Source organism: Rheinheimera sp. (genome assembly GCF_030824435.1).
Lineage (GTDB): Bacteria > Pseudomonadota > Gammaproteobacteria > Enterobacterales > Alteromonadaceae > Pararheinheimera.
This window is the reverse complement of record NZ_JAVBXS010000100.1, coordinates 81,106-98,944: the sequence shown is the minus strand read 5'-3', so window position 1 is coordinate 98,944 and position 17,839 is coordinate 81,106. Positions and strand designations below refer to the sequence as shown.

Annotated in this window: 14 protein-coding genes; 7 read left to right on the top strand and 7 right to left on the bottom strand. The window is 49.0% G+C overall.

The window, feature by feature from the left end; genetic code table 11:
• The first annotated feature begins 54 nt into the window (after positions 1-54).
• Genes RCH83_RS16835 through djlA form a run of 3 tightly spaced genes read left to right on the top strand, consistent with a single transcriptional unit; the run spans position 55 to position 2,542 of the window.
• Complete coding sequence (locus tag RCH83_RS16835; RefSeq protein ID WP_306523945.1) at positions 55-1,068, top strand: aminoglycoside phosphotransferase family protein; 1,014 nt, start codon at positions 55-57, stop codon at positions 1,066-1,068.
• Positions 1,056-1,745 carry an N-acetylmuramate alpha-1-phosphate uridylyltransferase MurU gene (gene murU, locus RCH83_RS16830; protein ID WP_306523944.1) on the top strand — a complete coding sequence of 230 codons (690 nt, stop codon included), beginning with the start codon at positions 1,056-1,058 and terminating at the stop codon, positions 1,743-1,745. Before RCH83_RS16835 ends, murU begins: the two co-directional genes overlap by 13 nt.
• The gene (djlA, locus tag RCH83_RS16825; RefSeq protein ID WP_306523943.1) at positions 1,745-2,542 is read left to right on the top strand and encodes a co-chaperone DjlA; all 798 of its coding nucleotides are present in this window, start codon (positions 1,745-1,747) and stop codon (positions 2,540-2,542) included. The genes murU and djlA overlap by 1 nt, the downstream gene beginning before the upstream one ends.
• 107 nt (positions 2,543-2,649) lie before the next feature.
• Here the strand turns inward: djlA and RCH83_RS16820 are convergent, their stop codons facing one another.
• A complete protein-coding gene (locus RCH83_RS16820) occupies positions 2,650-3,006 on the bottom strand; it encodes a DMT family protein (protein ID WP_306523942.1) in 357 nt (118 codons plus the stop codon).
• A gap of 220 nt (positions 3,007-3,226) precedes the next feature.
• Between RCH83_RS16820 and RCH83_RS16815 the strand changes: the two genes are divergently transcribed.
• A complete protein-coding gene (locus RCH83_RS16815) occupies positions 3,227-4,786 on the top strand; it encodes a PAS domain-containing methyl-accepting chemotaxis protein (protein ID WP_306523941.1) in 1,560 nt (519 codons plus the stop codon).
• Between the two features lie 378 nt (positions 4,787-5,164).
• Here RCH83_RS16815 and RCH83_RS16810 read toward each other — a convergent pair whose 3' ends face one another.
• The 4 genes from RCH83_RS16810 to rapA form a co-directional block, all read right to left on the bottom strand.
• A complete protein-coding gene (locus tag RCH83_RS16810; protein WP_306523940.1) occupies positions 5,165-5,938 on the bottom strand; it encodes a DUF3530 family protein in 774 nt (257 codons plus the stop codon).
• 158 nt (positions 5,939-6,096) lie between these two features.
• Complete coding sequence (locus tag RCH83_RS16805) at positions 6,097-7,158, bottom strand: OmpA family protein (RefSeq protein WP_306523939.1); 1,062 nt, start codon at positions 7,156-7,158, stop codon at positions 6,097-6,099.
• A gap of 173 nt (positions 7,159-7,331) precedes the next feature.
• A complete protein-coding gene (locus RCH83_RS16800) occupies positions 7,332-8,000 on the bottom strand; it encodes a pseudouridine synthase (protein ID WP_373689812.1) in 669 nt (222 codons plus the stop codon).
• Between the two features lie 16 nt (positions 8,001-8,016).
• Positions 8,017-10,929: an RNA polymerase-associated protein RapA gene (gene rapA, locus RCH83_RS16795; RefSeq protein ID WP_373689810.1), complete on the bottom strand. Its 2,913-nt coding sequence runs from the start codon at positions 10,927-10,929 to the stop codon at positions 8,017-8,019.
• Positions 10,930-11,118: 189 nt separating this feature from the next.
• Here rapA and RCH83_RS16790 point away from each other — a divergent pair, with 189 nt between their 5' ends.
• The 3 genes from RCH83_RS16790 (at position 11,119) to RCH83_RS16780 (ending at position 16,140) form a co-directional block, all read left to right on the top strand.
• Positions 11,119-12,510, top strand: a complete 1,392-nt coding sequence (locus RCH83_RS16790) for a PhoH family protein (RefSeq protein ID WP_306523938.1) — start codon at positions 11,119-11,121, stop codon at positions 12,508-12,510.
• 68 nt (positions 12,511-12,578) lie between these two features.
• The gene (locus RCH83_RS16785; RefSeq protein ID WP_306523937.1) at positions 12,579-15,086 is read left to right on the top strand and encodes a hypothetical protein; all 2,508 of its coding nucleotides are present in this window, start codon (positions 12,579-12,581) and stop codon (positions 15,084-15,086) included.
• Entirely contained in the window at positions 15,070-16,140 is a 1,071-nt protein-coding gene (locus RCH83_RS16780) for a hypothetical protein (RefSeq protein WP_306523936.1), read from the top strand. Before RCH83_RS16785 ends, RCH83_RS16780 begins: the two co-directional genes overlap by 17 nt.
• Here the strand turns inward: RCH83_RS16780 and RCH83_RS16775 are convergent.
• Both RCH83_RS16775 and RCH83_RS16770 read right to left on the bottom strand, forming a co-directional pair.
• Positions 16,125-17,051 carry a hypothetical protein gene (locus tag RCH83_RS16775; RefSeq protein WP_306523935.1) on the bottom strand — a complete coding sequence of 309 codons (927 nt, stop codon included), beginning with the start codon at positions 17,049-17,051 and terminating at the stop codon, positions 16,125-16,127. The two genes, RCH83_RS16780 and RCH83_RS16775, sit on opposite strands and share 16 nt — an antisense overlap.
• On the bottom strand, positions 16,969-17,739 hold the full coding sequence (locus tag RCH83_RS16770) for a choice-of-anchor H family protein (RefSeq protein WP_306523934.1): 771 nt from the start codon (positions 17,737-17,739) through the stop codon (positions 16,969-16,971). The genes RCH83_RS16775 and RCH83_RS16770 overlap by 83 nt, the downstream gene beginning before the upstream one ends.
• Positions 17,740-17,839 lie beyond the last annotated feature (100 nt).

The window sequence follows — 17,839 nt, the reverse complement described above, 5'->3', positions numbered from 1 at the left end:
TATGGTTGTTGCTAATCGGATATAGTGCGCTCTTTGACCCGCTGGGAGTAAAAAGTGCCGGATCGCATGACTTTTATTTGTAGTTTTTTAGCCAGTGTCTGGCCAAAGCAGGATTATCAGCTGTTGCCGCTCAGTGGTGACGCCAGTTTCCGCCGTTATTTTCGCGTGATTCAGCAAAATCGGCCTTATGTGCTGATGGACGCTCCGCCGACACTGGAAGACGGTGCGCGTTTTGTTGCTGTACAGCAGGCGCTGGTTGCACAAGAAGTCCGGGTGCCGGCAGTTGTAGCGCAGGATTTAGCCAATGGACTTATTCTGCTGGAAGATTTAGGTGATTCTTTGTTGTTGTCAGAGCTGAACGATAACACTGTAGTGCAGCGGTATCAGCAGGCTTTGGCCTTGTTGTCGCAGGTGCGCCGGGTCAGGGCTACTGCACAAGGACCTTTGCCGGTCTTTGATCAGGCTTTTTTATTACGCGAAATGCAGCTGTTTATTGATTGGTTTTGTCTGGTGCATTTACAGCTGGAACTCAGTGATGCCGAACAACAGCTGCTGGCGAAAACTTTTAGTCTGCTGGCTGATTCGGCGCTGGCACAGCCGCAAGCAGGTATGCACCGCGATTATCATGCCCGTAATCTGATGGTGCTGCCGGATCAAAGTCTGGCGGTGATTGATTTTCAGGATATGGTGTTTGGGCCTGTCAGTTATGATGCTGTTTCGTTATTAAAAGACTGTTATTTACGTTGGCCCGATGCCGTTGTTGCGCAATTGCGGGACGATTTTTTTACTCAGTTACAACAAAGTGGTGAGCTTGGCGCCGACTGGAATAAAACACGTTTTGCGCAAAGTTTTGACTGGATGGGGCTGCAACGCCATATCAAAGTTTGTGGCATTTTTGCCAGGTTGTATCATCGCGATGGCAAAGCCGGTTATTTGCCGGATTTACCCAGAGTCGTGGCTTATGTTGCCGATACCGCCGCTTTGTATCAGGAGTTTGCTGATTTTTCTGCGTTGTTACAGGCAAAAATTTTGCCGCGTTTTTTTGAGGTAACCGCATGCGAGCCATGATTCTGGCAGCTGGTCGTGGCGAACGGATGCGGCCTTTGACCGACCATTTGCCTAAACCTTTGTTACCTGTAGCTGGTAAGCCTTTGATTGTTCATCATATTGAAGCCTTAGCCCGAGCTGGCATTATCGATATTGTCATTAACCACGCTTGGTTAGGTGCTTTAATAGAGCAGCAATTGGGTGATGGCAGCCAGTTTGGTGTCAGGTTGCACTATTCAGCTGAAGGTGAAACCGGGCTGGAGACCGCTGGCGGTATTAAAAAAGCATTGCCGTTGTTGGGTGCTGAGCCGTTTTTAGTGGTAAACGGTGATGTGCTGACCGACTTTAACTTTGCCGCCTTAACAAAGGTGCTGCCGGCTCAGCTGCTGGCGCATTTGGTGTTGGTGCCCAACCCACCTCAACATCCTCAGGGAGATTTTGGTTTTGACTTTGCAACTGCAAAAGTCACAAGCCAGGGAACGGAACAATTTACCTTCAGTGGTATAGGGTTGTACCGGCCGGAGTTTTTTGCAGATGTGCCGGATGGCAAACAAAAACTGGCGCCATTTTTACGTCAGGCTATGGCTCAATCGCAGGTCAGCGGTGACATTTATCGCGGTTTTTGGGCAGATATTGGTACGCCTGAGCGGTTGGCGCTGGCCGACAAAGAGTTTCGCAGCGCGCAGGAGTACAACTAATGTGGGGTAAATTGCTGGGCGCTATGTTTGGTATGGCATTGTTTAAGTGGCCGGGTTTGTTATTGGGTCTGCTGATTGGTCATTGGTTTGACCGCAGTTTGCGTTCTTCTTTTGAAGCGTCCGGCGGTTTTGCCGCACTAAAAAAAGACAACAGCGAAGCCCAGGGCGTGTTTATGTACAGCACCTTTGCGGTGATGGGGCACCTGGCCAAAGCTGATGGTGTGGTAACCACTGCCCATATTGATAAAGCCACTGATTTTATGCAGCAGCTTGGCTTGAATACCAGGCAGCAACAGGAAGCACAACGGGCGTTTCGTGAAGGTAAGGCTGCTGATTTTCCATTATTGACGCAGCTGGCCTTGTTAAAACAAAGCTACCGCTGGCGTCCGGATTTATTGCAGCTGTTTTTAGAAATCCAAATCAGCATCGCATATGTGGACGCGCATTTAAGTGCTGTGGAAGAGAGGTTGTTGCAGCAACTGGCCGACGCTTTGTCAATTTCAGCCAGCAGACTGCAATATCTGCTCGGGCGTTATCAGGCGGAAGCCCGTTTTGCCAAAAGACCGCGCCAGACAGCGGCCAAGGCCGATACCTTGCAGGACGCTTATCAGTTGTTGGGGGTGACGTCGGAATGCAGCGAAAGTGAGTTGAAAAAAGCTTACAAAAAACAGATGGCGCAACATCATCCGGATAAACTGATGTCGCAAGGCCTGCCGGCAGAAATGCTGGAACTGGCCAAACGCAAAACTCAGGATATTCAGGCCGCTTATGAAATGATTAAGCAACACCGCAGTTAAGTTGGGTTGCCGGTTATTGCCGGCAGCAACCTTGAGCTGCTGACCGCAAAACACCATCCACAACATGAAACGTCAAATACAGGCTTTATCAAGCTGCGCTGCCCGCTTTAACTCTTGTGATAAAACATAAAATACACTGCGCCCAATAAACAAAAGCCGGCATACACATAATTCCATTTAAACGGCTCTTTCATATAAAACAGCGCAAATGGAATAAACACCGACAGTGTAATCACTTCCTGCAATATCTTCAGTTGTGCCAGCGACAGCACCTGTGAACCAATCCGGTTGGCAGGCACCATCAACATATATTCAAAAAACGCAATGCCCCAGGACACCAGAATAGCGATGTAAATCGCCGAGCCTTTCAAGTGCTTCAGATGGCCATACCAGGCAAAAGTCATAAAAATATTACTCAATAACAGCAGAATAATGGTGCTGAGCACCGGACTTGGCTGGAACATGGATACCTCAGAAAAATGGCTGCAAACAACTGCAGATCCTAACATGCAGGCGCTGAAAACGGCAGTTGTTCAGCTTTGGTAACTAGTATGATAACAGTTTAAATTTTAATCAGTTTTTTCCTTGCAATGACAAGGTGTTGATCTAGATTTATCGGTACATAGTACCGAATATTGAAATCCGGTATTTTCTTTTTGTGTGTCTAACAAAGGATTGCCTGCCATGCGCCAGAATCTGCCGGTTACTTCCAGAGAACGAACCTTTCCCGCTGAACAACGATTAATTTCTGCAACTGATGTGCGGGGAAATATTCAGTATTGTAACGATGCTTTTGTTGATGTCAGCGGTTTTACCCGTGAAGAGCTTATCGGTCAGCCACATAATCTGGTGCGCCATCCGGATATGCCGGAAACGGTTTTTGCCGGCATGTGGGACTACCTGAAAACCGGTAAATGCTGGATGGGCGTAGTGAAAAACCGTTGTAAAAATGGCGATTATTATTGGGTGAATGCTTATGTCACACCCATTTTGCAACAAGGTCAGGTGGTGGGTTTTGAATCTGTCCGGGTCAAACCAACGCTGGAGCAGGTACAAAGGGCTGAACAAGTTTACCGGCAAATGAGTCTGGGTAAACAACCCGCGGGTCAGTTGTTGCCGGAAGCAGTCCGCTTGCCACTTGGGGCAGCGGCCGTATTAGTGGTGACAGTGATGGCGGCAAGCGTGTTAGGGCAATACGGCGCCGGTATTGCAGCAGCAGCCAGCAGTTTTGCCATGTTGTGGTTTGAAAGAGCAGGCACAGTGCGTGCAAGACAACAATTGCAGGCCCAGCTGAGCAATCCGTTTTTATGTCCTATTGCCAGTCAGGTTTATACCGGCAAATCTAATAGTTGGGGGCAACTGGAACTGGCGCTGGTGACAGAAACAGCTCATCTGCGCACTGTGTTAACCCGGCTGGAAGATGCTGCTTTATTGGCTTCAAAAGAATCAGCGCAAGCCCATGAGCTTTCAGAAGCAACTTTGGGTTCTATCAGCTCGCAGCAGCAGGAAACTGACCAGACAGCCACTGCAATGAACCAGATGACCCATACCATTGCTGAGGTTGCGCAGAATGTGCAACTGACCTCGAATCAGGCCGCCAATGCCAATGAACTGACCTGTCAGGGTCAGCTAGTGGCCCAGCAGACCAAAGAAGCGATTAATGCCTTAGCACGCACTGTGCAGGCCATCTCCACAGCTGTCACAGATTTGGCGACCCAAACGTCCAGCATTACCCAGGCTGCCGAAATTATTCAGCAAATTGCTGAACAAACCAATTTATTGGCACTCAATGCGGCCATTGAAGCTGCCAGAGCCGGTGATCAGGGCAGGGGGTTTGCGGTGGTGGCCGATGAGGTGCGGCATTTGGCACAAAGAACTCAGGAATCGACCAAACAAATTCAGGTAATTATTAATAATTTACAAAGTGGCGCCACTGCGGCGGTGTCGGCGGCCAATGAAGGTATACATGCCACAGAGTTAGGGGTTGCCAAGGTGCAGGAAACCGAACAGATGCTCAACGGCATTATGGATGCGGTGAATATTATTGCCAAAATGGGCCATCAGATTGCGGTTGCTGTGGAAGAACAAGCCCATGTCTCCGAGGATATTAACAGGCAGGTCAGCCGTATTGCTGATTTAGCCGGTGACAGTTATCACAACAGCGAGCAGGCAGCAGCCGTCAGCAGTGATTTGGAACGAAACGCTGAATCTTTGTATCAGTTAGTGGAACGTTTTAAAAAATAAGTGTTGTTTATTGCTGACAAGGGGCGCTCAAAGCGCCCTTTTTTTATGTACAGGATGTACGGTATGCCGCTATTGCAGGGCAACTGCGGGATCTCGGCACGCCAACAGTTTGGCGAGCTGCCGTGGTTGCGCCTCCCGCTTGGCGGGTGGCCGGGCTGAAGGTATGCCGCTATTGCAGGGCAACTGCGGGATCGCACACCAACAGTTTGGCGTGCTGCCGTGGTTGCGCCTCCCGCTTGGCGGGTGGCCGGGCTGAAGGTATGCCGCTATTGCAGGGCAACTGCGGGATCGCACACCAACAGTTTGGCGTGCTGCCGTGGTTGCGCCTCACGCTTGGCGGGTGGCCGGGCAGCAGCAAATGGCGGCGTTTTTTCCCGACTAATACCCCAGATAACTCAGCCAGCCATTTACTTCGCTGAATAACCACTGCTGGTTATGACGGTCATCCATGGAGCCTGGCAAAATACGTTGCCGGTACAGTTCTTTAATATGTTTACGTACCAGCTGTAACCGCAGTGTGCTGCTGGCCAGCACAAAAGCATTGTCATCTTGTTGCTGAATATCGAGGGTAGGTACTTTGTGTTTGGCCAACGCCAGCGACACTGCTTCGTTTAAAGCCGGCTCTGCCAGATAAGCACTGAGCAGCACCAGGCCGTCGGGTTTTGCCACGTCGCTGCTCTGATATAACTGATTTAAGATGGCGCCACTGCTGCCCTGTGCCACTACTATCACACTGCCGGTTTTGCTTTGGGCTTTTTCCATCGCGGCTTGCAGTCGCAACAACAATTCATTTTGATAAGTTAATAAGTTTTCCGCATCAGGGTGCGGCAAAGGATCTGGCACCATCACAGCCAGGGTGTCCCAACCATAATCCACCAGTTGTTGGCGCAGCATATTAATAGCCCGCGGGCTGGCGGCGTGTTGTGACCAGTCAGGCAATAAAATCACAGTGCCTTTGGTAAAAGCTGTCATGGCCGGTTTATACAAAGTGGTAAAAGTAATGTCGCCGGCTTTGAGCGTTTCAAATTCATTGCTTGCTAATTGTCTTTGTAAATCAAAGCTGTGGGCGCTTTCCACACTGGCTGCCATATCAACAGCTGGAGTGATGCTGCTGAACATCAGCAGGCCACAACACAACAAAGGTTTTAACATCTGAACATTCCGGCAAAAGACTGATTAAAAAGAGTATCGGCCTTTTGGCAGAGAACTTAAATCGCAGTGCACATTTTGTCTGAAGCCTGTTGCTGAAAGGTGTTTTTCCGGCAAAAAAAAGCCGCCAGGCGGCGGCTTTTTCAGCAAAACATCAGCAATTAACGCTGAACAGCTTCTTTCACAGAAGCAGTCACTGTCGCTTCGATACGACGGTTTACAGCATGAGCTGCAGCTGTGTTACCGGCAGCACGTGGTTTAGTCACGCCATAACCTACAGCTTTTACGCGTGAAGAAGCGATACCAAACTCGTTCACCAGTACTGCAGCGATAGCGTCAGCACGACGTTGTGACAGTGCCATGTTGTAAGCTGGTTTACCTACGTTAGAAGCGTGGCCACCAATTTCAACGTCAGTATTTGGGAAACGTTTTAAGAAGTTTGCCAGTTTTTCGATATCAGCATGGTACTGAGTTTTTACTACTGCAGAGTCGTTATCAAACTGAGCGTTCAGTGCGATGCTGACTGACTGTTCAGTGAAAATTGAACAACCAACAGTGTCTACTTTGTCAGTGATTGGTGTGTTAGCACACTGATCTTTATCATCAGTTACACCGTCCTGATCCGCATCACCAATCACTGGTGCCGGAGCAGGAGCTGGCTCTGGAGCTGGCGCAGGCGCCGCAACAGGAGCTGAACCAAAGTGGTAGCTTAAGCCTAATTTAACACCGGCATCAGCAAATGATTTGCTGATACCCTGATAACGGTTGGCTTCAACAAATACAGCCAGGTCGTCAGTGGCAAACAGGTTTGCACCGATACCGATGTTAGCTGCAGAAGCACTGCGGCCAGTAGTGAAGTTTTTCACACCACCAACAACGTACACTGGCAGGCTGTCAACGTGATACATCAGGTCCAGACCAACACGGTTACCTTCAACATCCAGATCGCTTAATGCAGATTCCAGATCCTGACGTACGTATTCAGCACGGATAGCCCATGCTTTGTTGATGCGGTAGCCCAGTTGCAGACCCATGCCGTCACCATTGTCAGCACCTTCCCATTCAGCAGAACGTGATTTGTCGCTGTCTGGTGTGTAATATTCCCAGAATATAGAACCAAAAGCCCGATCTTGTAACTGTTCTGCAGTTGGAGCCGCAGATGCTACAAACGACATCAGGGGAAAAGCTGCCAAAATGGCAATTGCGCTAGTTTTAAGTTTCATCCGTATCTCCTTAAGGGGTGTTTTTTCCAACCGGCTAATTTTATTTGATTTGCTGGGATTAAACAAATTTCACTCAATATTATTTCAGTTGTGTGGCAATAGGTTGCGAAAGCGGCGGCAGCATAACAGCTGAAGATGAATCTGAGGTTAATTAAATTTTGTGTTGTGCCAGCTTAAAAAGGGCAAGGACAGCTAAAGCTCAACCAACGGCCATCTGACGGATGGTAAAACGCCAGGTAAGCAGCATGCAGTTGCAAGCGAGACGCCGCTGCAAGTCCTTGTTGAGACGCATAAAACTTATCCCCAAGAATAGGATGCCCGAGCCACTGCATGTGCACCCGCAGCTGATGCGAACGTCCCGTGACCGGAATAAGTTTCACAAAGCTGCTGTGTTCATCCTGCGACAGCACGGCAAAGTGGGTCAGGGCTTTTTTACCACGGCTAAAACACACCATTTGTTTGGGTCTGTTTGGCCAGTCACAAATCAGTGGTAATTCGACTGAACCACAATGCACCGGTACTTTGCCTTCCAGGCGCGCTATATAGTGTTTTTCGGTTTGGCGCTTCTCAAACTGCAGGTTCAGATGGCGTTGACTGTCGGCGCCAAGTGCCATCACCACCAAACCTGAGGTTGCCATATCCAGCCTGTGCACAATGCGCGCTTCTGGAAACACCCTTTTTACCCTAAGCTCCAGGCTGTCCTGGTGCTCCGGCAAACGCCCCGGCACTGTTAATAAACCACTGGGTTTATTCAGAATGAGCAACTGCTCATCCTGATACAAAATATCCAGATAGGGCGACAATGGCGGTTCGTAGACCAACAGCATTAACAGAGTTCCCAAAACAGCGTCATTTGACTCACTCGTGGCTCGCCACTATCACCCGGATGGCATCAAACTTCAGCCGCGCTTTGCCGATGTAGTCGGTCAGTTCACGCTGCATTTGTTCAAAATGGGCAATTTCTTCCGGCCGCACCGCAGGGTTTATGGCACGCAGTGCTGTTAACCTGTTGATTTGCGCTTGTAAAGCTTCGTCCATTTTATGCTGGGCATCCTGCTGAATTTGCGCCAGTTGTGCGCTGGCATAAGCTTCGGCTTTGGCAATTAACGGGTGAATAGTGCTTTGTAAAGCGCCCACCAGTTTGGCCGCTGTCTGGCGGCCAACAGGTTTTAGCTGACGGTTAAAATTATCAAAAGGCACATTCGGTGCTAAATTTTTACCGGTTTTTTCCAACAACAACCGGATAGGGGTGGGTGGTAAATAACGACCTAACTGCAGCTCAGGTGGTGCGCTGGCTTCAGCCACATAAATAAACTCAACAAAAAAGCTGCCCACCGGCAGTTGTTTATTAAACAAAATGGCGGCAGAACTATTGCCCATCGAGTCATTAGTAACAATATCCAGCGTGCCTTGCACCATAGGATGGTCCCAGCTTAAAAACTGGATATCTTCTTGTGCCAATGCGGTCTTGCGGTCAAAAGTAACAGAAACACCGTCATCTTCGAGGCCAGGGTAATGGCCCTGGGTTTGTTCTGAGGGCGTCAGAATAATACTGGTGTCGCTGCGGTCATCCTGATTAATGCCCAGAATATCCCAGGCTTTGATCATATAAAGTGGCAAAATAGTTTCGTCGTCCTGCGCTGCAATAGCTGCTGCAATTTGTTCAGCACGGCCGGCACCGGCCGAGTTGATTTCCAGCAGTTTGTCGCGGCCTTGTTCTAATTTTTGTTTCAGCGCCTGATTCAGCTCATAAGTTTTGCTGATAAGGGCAGCAACAGCGTTGTTGTCTGATTCTTTGGCGGCCAGTTGCGCCAATAATTCTTCTTTGACCTGATCAAACACGGCGCGGCCGGTCTGGCTGGTTTGTTCCAGCGCCTGTAAACCCTGATGGTACCAGTCCAGCAAAATCTGTTGTGGATGGTTGGTAAAATACGGCAGATGGATTTGAATATCATGCTGCTGGCCAATACGGTCCAGACGGCCAATACGCTGCTCCAGTAAATCCGGGTTCAACGGTAAATCAAATAACACCAGGTGATGGGCAAACTGGAAGTTACGGCCTTCACTGCCAATTTCCGAACAAATCAGCGCCTGGGCACTGTTGTCGTCCTGGGCAAAATAAGCGGCGGCTTTGTCACGCTCCACTATGCTCATGCCTTCGTGGAACACTGCTGCTCTGATACCTTCTTTCAGGCGCAGTGCTTCTTCCAGCGCAATGGCGGTGTCGGCATGGGCGCAAATCACTAAAAACTTTTTGTATTTATTGCCTTTGATACGTTCAATTAAGAGTTCAACCCGCGGGTCGAACTGCCACCAGCTGGATTTTGAACCTTCAAATTCCTGAAAAATACGTTCCGGGAATAACTGCGCCGTGGCTTTTTGTAAATCGGTCTGGCTGCCGTTAAAGGCTTGCTGCACTTTAATGGCGTTCTGATATTGCTCAGGCAAAGTTAAAGGCAATAAATGCGCCTGACGTTTAGGGAAACCTTTGATGGCGCTGCGGCTATTACGGAATAAAATGCGGCCTGTGCCATGACGGTCCAGCAATTGGCGGATCACCGACTGACGGGCTTGTTCTTTGTCGTCGTTTTCATCTTGTTGCTGTAATAACGCCAGCTCTTTGGATAAATCCGTTTCGGCAATACGTTGTTGTAAAGTTTGGGCGGTGTTGTTATCCAGCGGTTCAGTGGCTAACACCAGCTTGGCTAAATCGGCAATTTCTTTGTATTGCAGCTCTTCCCGGAGGAAGGCCTGATAATCATAAAACCGGTTTGGATCGAGTAAACGCAAACGGGCAAAATGGCTTTCATGGCCAAGCTGATCCGGTGTTGCAGTTAATAAAATAACGCCTGGGGTGTCTTGTGCCAAAGCTTCAATACGCTGGTATTCAGTGCTGGGGTTGTCTTCACTCCACTGTAAATGGTGGGCTTCGTCCACCACCAATAAATCCCAGTGCGCTTCGGTGGCCGCTTCGTGCCAGCTTTTTTTCCGGCTGAAAAATTCCAGGCTAGTCAGTACCAGCTGTTCAGATTCAAACGGATTACCGCCATCAGCTTTGGCTTCGGTGCAACGTTCTTCATCAAAAATGGCAAATTTCAGGTTAAAACGGCGCAGCATTTCCACCAGCCACTGGTGCATGAGCGACTCGGGCACCACCACCAGCACCCGCTGTGCTAAACCGGCGATCAGCTGCTGATGAATAATAAGACCAGCTTCAATGGTTTTACCCAAACCTACTTCGTCTGATAATAAAACGCGTGGAGCATGGCGTTTGGCCACTTCATCGGCAATGTATAATTGGTGTGGAATAAGGCTAACCCTACCGCCGCCTAAACCGCGCATCGGGTTTTGTTGTTGGCGGTGAATATGTTGCCAGCTGTGGTAACGCAACGTAAACCACTCAAAACGGTCGAGCTGGCCGGCAAAAAGACGGTCTTGGGGCTGGTTAAAACTGATGAAGTGATCCAGAAAAGTTTCACGTAAACTGACCGCTTCGCCATTGTCAGTTCTGTGGCCGTGATAGGTTAGGGTATCGTTTTTTTCTTCAATAGTATCAACAACCAAACTGAAGTCTTCAGCGCTTTTGATGGTGTCACCCGGATTAAACTGCACGCGGGTCAGTGGCGCTTCTGCAGTGGCATACAAGCGTGTTTCACCGCTGGCCGGGAACAGCAGGGTCAGCATCCGGCCTTCAATACCAACAATGGTGCCTAAGCCTAAATCTGATTCTGAATCGCTGATCCAACGTTGCCCAAGTGCAAATTTCATCATGTTTGATACCACTCCAAAAAAGGGGCTGCATGGTACTAAGAAAAGACCCAAACTGCATCTGTCACAGCAGATTTTTTTAACATGGCTGAAAATCTGTCATGCAAATGTCATCCGTGCTGTGGATTCTTGCTCTAAAGTTAAAATAACAGCGAAAGTTGTTTACGCTGGTCCAACGCTAAGGAGCTGCATATGGCGCGAAGAAAAAGCAAAGAAAAAAAAATCTACGTTCTTGATACCAACATCCTGCTGCACGAACCCTTTGCCTTCCTGAACTTTGAAGAACACGACGTTGTTATCCCTATGACAGTGTTAGAAGAATTAGACCATATTAAGGATAAACACAAAGACGTTAGCCGCGAAGCGCGGGTGGCTATCCGGGCGCTGGAAGATGTGCTGAAAGACGCCAGTCCCGAACAAATGTTGCAAGGGGTAGCTTTGCCTTCCCCTTTGGAAAATAAAGAAAACGGTCACTTATTTATTGTGAATGACCATCATCTGTCTGATCAAATTCCGGGTTTACCTGGCGGCGAAAACGACCACTTAATTATTAATACCGCCTTGTTTTTACAAAGAGAAAAAGCACCGGTCAAAGTGATTTTGGTGACTAAAGATATCAATATGCGGCTGAAGGCCAAAGGCGCTGGTCTGAAACTGGTGGAAGACTACCGCACCGACCAGCTGATTGACGACGTTCGGTTTTTATACAAAGGTTATTTTAAGGTGCCGGGCGATTTCTGGAGCCAGATTAAAGATTGCCGCAGTGCCAACGAAGGCCGCGAAACTTACCATTATTTGCCCAAAGCCGTGTTACCTAATCCTTATCTGAACGAATACCTGGTGGATGAACACGAAACTTTTGCCGGCCGGGTAGTCAGCATTTCGGAAACTGAAATTAAAGTGCTGGATTTAGGTTTTGAGCGACTGATGCATAAAAAAGCCTGGGGTGTACATCCAAAAAATGTCTATCAGGCGATGGCATTAAACGCTTTGCTCGACCCTGAAATGGATCTGGTGATTCTGACCGGGCCTGCCGGTTGTGGCAAAACTTTGCTGGCGCTGGCCGCTGCACTGGAAATGGTGATAGAAAGGGGGTTATACGACAAAGTGATAGTGACGCGTAATACACCGGAAATTGCTGAATCTATTGGTTTTTTACCAGGGACTGAAGAAGAAAAAATGGCGCCATGGCTGGCAGCTATTACCGACTCGCTGGAAGTGTTGCATAAAACCGATGAACATCCACATGCCAGCGTGCAATACATAATGGACAAAGCCAATATTCAGTTTAAATCGGTGAACTTTATGCGTGGGCGCAGTATTCAGAATGCGATAGTGCTGTTGGATGAATGCCAGAACTTAAGTGCAGCCCAGCTAAAAACCATCATCACCCGATGTGGCGAAGGCACCAAGCTGATTTGTTCCGGGAACTTGTCACAAATTGACAGTAACTATCTGACAGCGGTGACCTCGGGTCTGACTTATATTGTTGAGCGTTTTAAAAACTTTGAAGGCAGCACCACTATTAACTTAAATGGGGTGGTACGTAGCAGATTAGCCTCTTTTGCCGAGGCCAATTTGTAAACAGGTTGACTTGAGTGGCTGATCCGCTAGGCTAGTCACTCTGTTCACATCAAGGAAGCGGAAGCCTGGTGAAATTGTTTTCGTGGTCTGGCTTAGTGTTTGTATTGTCGTTGGTTTTTATCTGGAGCTGCGGCTACTGGTTATGGTTACAAAACGGCAACTGGCACCTCAATCAACAAAAAACTGAGCTCACTGTACAACTCGACAAAGCTGAAGCCCTGCTGCAAGACTGGCAACAGGGTTATCAGCTGCATCTGTCTTATTTAAAAACGGCGTTAACACCTTCGGCTGAAGCCACCCCCTTGCTGGATCCGTTGCAGGAGCTGGACGATCGCATTCGCCGCATTTTATGGCCAGACCCTTTATTGGCTTATGTGGTGCTGGACAATGAAGGCAAAGTACTACGTTTCAGCTCCAGCCAGGCGCGGCAACTCTTTAGTCAAACCAAATTCAGCAGTACCGAAGCACCGACTTTTTTGCCTCCGCTGGTGTTAAGCAAACTTTGGGTACTGCCATTGCAAGTGCAACAAAATAATCTGCAGCTGGTGTTGTGGTTTGATGCTGCAACTTTACAAACCCAGTTGCAACAGTTGATGGCAAGTGGTGGTTCGGCCGGTGAGTTGTTGTTACTGGATACTGAGGCTGGTTTATATGGCCGTAGCCGTTACCAGAAATCTTTGTTGCCGCGTCTTGGCATGGAACAAACGGACGATAATCAGCAGCTGCAGCTTTTTGCCCGCAGACCACCTGAAAACCTGTTATTGAGCCGGCAAAAGTATCAGGATGCCGGAGCCTGGCCACTGAGTGCAGTGGTAAGTGCTATGCAGCAACGTCGTCAGGGTTTGTTGTTAAAACCCTATCAAAATTATCTGGGTAGAAAAACGCTGGCGGCATGGCGCTGGTTACCAGGCTGGCAACTGTATCTGGTGGCCGAACAAGACGCCAGTACCATGCTGCAACAATTAAAATTACTGAAACAACAACTGCTGGCCGCTCTGGGCGGAGTTACAGTGGTGTTGTTGCTGATGTTCTGGTACCTGAATCGCAGCATCATCCGTGGTCGTCAGACGGCGCTTGCCAGCCAGCCTGAGGAAAAAGATTGGGCTTTACATGATTTTGATCCCCCCGTCACCGGAGACCTAACCACGGTGCAGCTGGAAGATGAGCTACCGCCGGACGAGCCGGCAGTTAGCCAAAACTTAAGCCAGCAACAGGGAATTGTTGAAGACCAGGTACAGACGCCACATCATCTGCCGGCAGCCAATGCTTTGTTGCAGGCCTGGTTGCAGCAGCCGCATAACAGCAGATTGGCAGAGCTGAGCCGCAGCTACCTGCAGGCACAGCAGCAAGAGCTGAAATTCGACGCCATTTATGCCTGTGAACTGGTGACTGAACTGCCTGAGTTGATCCAGCTGCAGATGCAGCAGGATGAGCAGCTTGATTGTCTGCTGGAACTGAATACTGAATTACCCGCTGTGGTATTAGTGGCAAAACTGGCGTTGTTCCGTTGTATAGAAATATGGTTGCAACTGACCCGGCAGCGACTGGGGCATCAGCAGTGCCAGCTGCGTTTGCTGGTGGCAGCCAATCATCAGCTCAGATTGGAATTATTGGATCAGGGGGATGCCTTAACGGACGGCCAGTGGCTGAAGTTACTGGACCCGCCTGCCGATCAGCAATCAGAGCAGGCGCAGCATTATCGTCGCTTGCAACAACTGTTACCGCTGTTTCAGGCCCATTTATCCGGCCACTCCGACCCGGCCCATGGTAATAAACAAGTGCTGGAGTTTCATTACGAACTGCCGGAACCCGCTGTTGAGAGTTTTACCTTACCCAAGTTAACTGGTCGGGTAATGTTGTTGTGTCCGCCCGGCGCTTCCCAGCAGTTGTACAACAGAATGTTGCGCCAGCTTGGTTATGATTTATTGCCGATGGACGATGCCAGTCAGTTGTTAAAGTGGTGCAGCGATACAGAGCAGCAGCTTGACCAACTGGTGATTGACGAAAGTTTTGCCGCAGCCGACCCAAGCCTGCTGGGCAAAATAGCGACTGTGGTACGACGTTATTTTCCTAAAGTCCGGATCCTGTTTTGTGTGCGTCAACCATCACAATGGCAACAACAAAGCGCCGGTATTCAGTTGTTGGCTAAACCTATGGTATTGCCACAGCTGGCATTAGCGCTGAATTCAGCGGCTGAAGGTGAAATTTTGTTACCCAAAACCAGGGTTTGGCTGTATCAACCGGATCCACTGGCGTTGTGGTATCTGGAGCAACAGTTGTTGACCTTGCCTTATGAAACAGCGTTGATCGAACATTGGCCTGCTTTACCCGGTGATTTGCAGCAGGATCTGTATTGCCTGCCATGGTCATTGCAGCAGGAACTGGATATCCACCACAAACCGGCACTGCTGCTCTGGTGTGGTGAACAAAAGCAGACTGAGGTTGCAGCGACTGATGCCGCTTTGTATTGGCAAATGTCTGAAGGGGCTGCAAAACTGAGTCAGTACCTTTACCAACTCAGAGTCCGGCATCTTCAGGCCGCAACAGGGAAAATAATTGATGAATCCACTGTATAACGAATATAAAAAAGCGCGGTTATATACTTTATTGCTGGTCGCAGCTTTAGCGGTGACAGCTGCAACTGTTGATTATTTTCTTGCGTTGAATCAGCGTATTGTGCAGCGCCAGCAGCTGTTATTGTCGGCGGCTGAAGATTTGGAACACCAATTGGCGCCCGTGGCTCATTTACTCCAGATGCTGAAACAGGATGCCGAAGCCAGTGTGTTGCAGGCGCAGCCGGCTCCCGCATCCCTGTACGGTCAACAATGGTCATTGCAGCCTTCAGCGACCGGGCTGGAACTGTCGGATGTTGAAAAAGCAATGTTAAATGGGTTATTGCCACAATTGCAGATGGCGCAGCGCACCTCCAATATTGTCAAACAATTCAGTTATTTATCAGCGTCTGGTGTCTGGTACGTGCCGGTAGAACAACGTTCAGCGGCATTGGAGCTGGAAGCACAGTTATTCTGGCAACAGAAGGAGCAACTGCATAAGTTAAATCATCAGGAGCTGCAGCTGCATCGGATTAAAGCGGCTGAAACAGTGTTTATGTTGTCGGTGCCATTACAACAAAATAACCAGATATTGGGTGAGCTGGTGTTGAATTTTGATTTGGCCGCTATGCTGCAGCGGGTGGCCAAAGGCCAGCAGGACAGCACTTTACAGTTATTAAATGACATTGGTGAACCTTTGTTGGCAATAGCTCAGGGTCAGGTGATGCTGGATGCCGACACTGAAGCGCTGCATCATAGCGACAGATTACGCACTTTAAATATTCTGCCGGTGACACTGCATCTGGAACCTCAGGATGCACGCTCGGCTCTGGCGGAACTGCGTGATCTGTTTGGACATTTTTTGTTGTATTTGCTGACCTTATTGTCTTTGTGGTGGTATTTTCGCCGTCGTTTTCGCAGCAAAGTTCTGGCGCCATTTCAACGTTTATTGGTGCATGTAGAACGACTGGGCCGGGGCGATCCACAAGGTGTCAGGCATATTCCGGCAGACTGGCTGGAGTTGTTTCATCAGGTGGAACAACTCAGGGGCAAAGAGCAGGATCAAAATAACCGGTAACTAAACTGGCGGCTTTGTAGCTGCACATCGTAAGGTGGGTTCAGTTTGCCAAGCGGCATTGCTGCCGGCCCTGTCGGGTCGAGCAGCAAATAACTCATGTTGTTTAACTGCACTGTCAATTCATCGTCCAGCGCCGGAATTTGTGCTGCAATCACAGCGTGATCATTAAAATAAATAATAGCGATGCCCAGTTTTGGGAAAATATTCCTCAGCACTGCCGCAAAAACCACAGCTTTACTGTCACAGTCTCCCTGATTAGCCATCAACATTTGCACCGGTGTTAAATAACCGGCACCGGCAGACTCGCGTCTGTCGGATAAATCCTGATATGGAATTTGCTGCAGCCATTGTGCTATCTGGGCTGAAATTTTGCGGATATTGTTGCGGCCATACAAACTGATAAAACTGGCAGCTACGGGTTGCAACAGGGCTAAGTGTTCTCGCATGACACGGACATGGTCCGGGATCACATAACTTTCGCCAAGGTTGGTGGTGAGTAAATAAAGATAATCACGTTGCAGATAACTTTGATAAGCCTGCTGCTGCGTTGCTGCCAGCTTATCGCGGATGGCGGCAACCTGATGAAGGTCGCCACCCGACACTGTGACTGTTAATGGCAGGTTGTTTGGCGACAGCCGGATTTTCACCCCACGTTGTTGCAGTTTGACGGAGTTCAGTAACAGCTGATGACGCACATGCAGTTCGGCCAGCTCAGCAGAATACTTTTTTTTGCTGCTGTGCTGGCCGCGCATTTGTTGGTTGTTCAGCATAAAACTTAAGGTTGGCAGTGGTGGCCGCTGATAGATAAATTCAGTGCTGGTTTCACCTTCAATACGCTGAAATTCCATTGTTGCCTGCAGCGGATTGGCCAGCAGCAAGGCACTGAGTAACATCACAATTCTGAACAACATGTTGTTTCCTTCGCCACAGATAAACACAGCTTAAGCCGAGCAGGGCGAAAATACCAAAACTACCACCTGATTCTTCATGAATGATCACCTGACTGTAGCTGTCACTGTGTTGATCTTCCAGCGCTAACCGGTCCAGGGTGGCATTGTCGTAACCTGACATTTCAGCCAGCAGATAACCACTTTGTGCATCAACCAGCTGAATTTTTAGTTTGTAATAATCCCGCCCCAAACTAACCAGATTGGTCTCGACGCTAAACCAGTCCTGTGAACTCTGGCCGTACAGGGTAAAAATGGAACTGGTGTGGATTCGGCGTGACACACCATTGCTGCCGATCAGGCTGTAAATGGCGTACACCGGCTGGCTGGCATAGTCGGTGTGGGCGTCAAAACGCACATAAAGTTGGGAATAAAAACCGTTGCCGTTTAAGTCCCTTTTTAAGGTTAAGTCAATACTCTGGAACCAGGCAGTACTTTGATAAGCCTGACTGGTGGCCATGCTGCGGCTGTTGGCCTGGGCTGTAGTGCCGGTTTTGGCGGAAGCCGCAACAACACTGGCAGCCAGATGTTGTTCTTTGGTCGGTTGCAGTGCCTGCAGCTCGTCATCGGCCCGGGCACTGAATCCGGTGAAGCAAAAAAAGACAATAAATAACCAATATTGCAGTAAAGACGGTGAACTCAGGGTTTTCATGGGCATATCTCCGGCGGCTTTGATATGATCCTGAGCTGAGATGGCTGAATAGCTCCTGAATTTTTAACCACCCTGACCGTTGTTTTTCCGGCACATGGGG

What these genes read in the sequence shown, in the direction of transcription:
- RCH83_RS16815 (WP_306523941.1), top strand. Translation starts at nt 3,227, where the DNA reads ATGCGCCAGAATCTGCCGGTTACTTCCAGAGAACGAACCTTTCCCGCT.
- RCH83_RS16780 (WP_306523936.1), top strand. Translation starts at nt 15,070, where the DNA reads ATGAATCCACTGTATAACGAATATAAAAAAGCGCGGTTATATACTTTA.
- djlA (WP_306523943.1), top strand. Translation starts at nt 1,745, where the DNA reads ATGTGGGGTAAATTGCTGGGCGCTATGTTTGGTATGGCATTGTTTAAG.
- RCH83_RS16775 (WP_306523935.1), bottom strand. Translation starts at nt 17,051, where the DNA reads ATGTTGTTCAGAATTGTGATGTTACTCAGTGCCTTGCTGCTGGCCAAT.
- RCH83_RS16810 (WP_306523940.1), bottom strand. Translation starts at nt 5,938, where the DNA reads ATGTTAAAACCTTTGTTGTGTTGTGGCCTGCTGATGTTCAGCAGCATC.
- murU (WP_306523944.1), top strand. Translation starts at nt 1,056, where the DNA reads ATGCGAGCCATGATTCTGGCAGCTGGTCGTGGCGAACGGATGCGGCCT.
- RCH83_RS16820 (WP_306523942.1), bottom strand. Translation starts at nt 3,006, where the DNA reads ATGTTCCAGCCAAGTCCGGTGCTCAGCACCATTATTCTGCTGTTATTG.
- RCH83_RS16770 (WP_306523934.1), bottom strand. Translation starts at nt 17,739, where the DNA reads ATGAAAACCCTGAGTTCACCGTCTTTACTGCAATATTGGTTATTTATT.
- RCH83_RS16805 (WP_306523939.1), bottom strand. Translation starts at nt 7,158, where the DNA reads ATGAAACTTAAAACTAGCGCAATTGCCATTTTGGCAGCTTTTCCCCTG.
- RCH83_RS16790 (WP_306523938.1), top strand. Translation starts at nt 11,119, where the DNA reads ATGGCGCGAAGAAAAAGCAAAGAAAAAAAAATCTACGTTCTTGATACC.
- rapA (WP_373689810.1), bottom strand. Translation starts at nt 10,929, where the DNA reads ATGATGAAATTTGCACTTGGGCAACGTTGGATCAGCGATTCAGAATCA.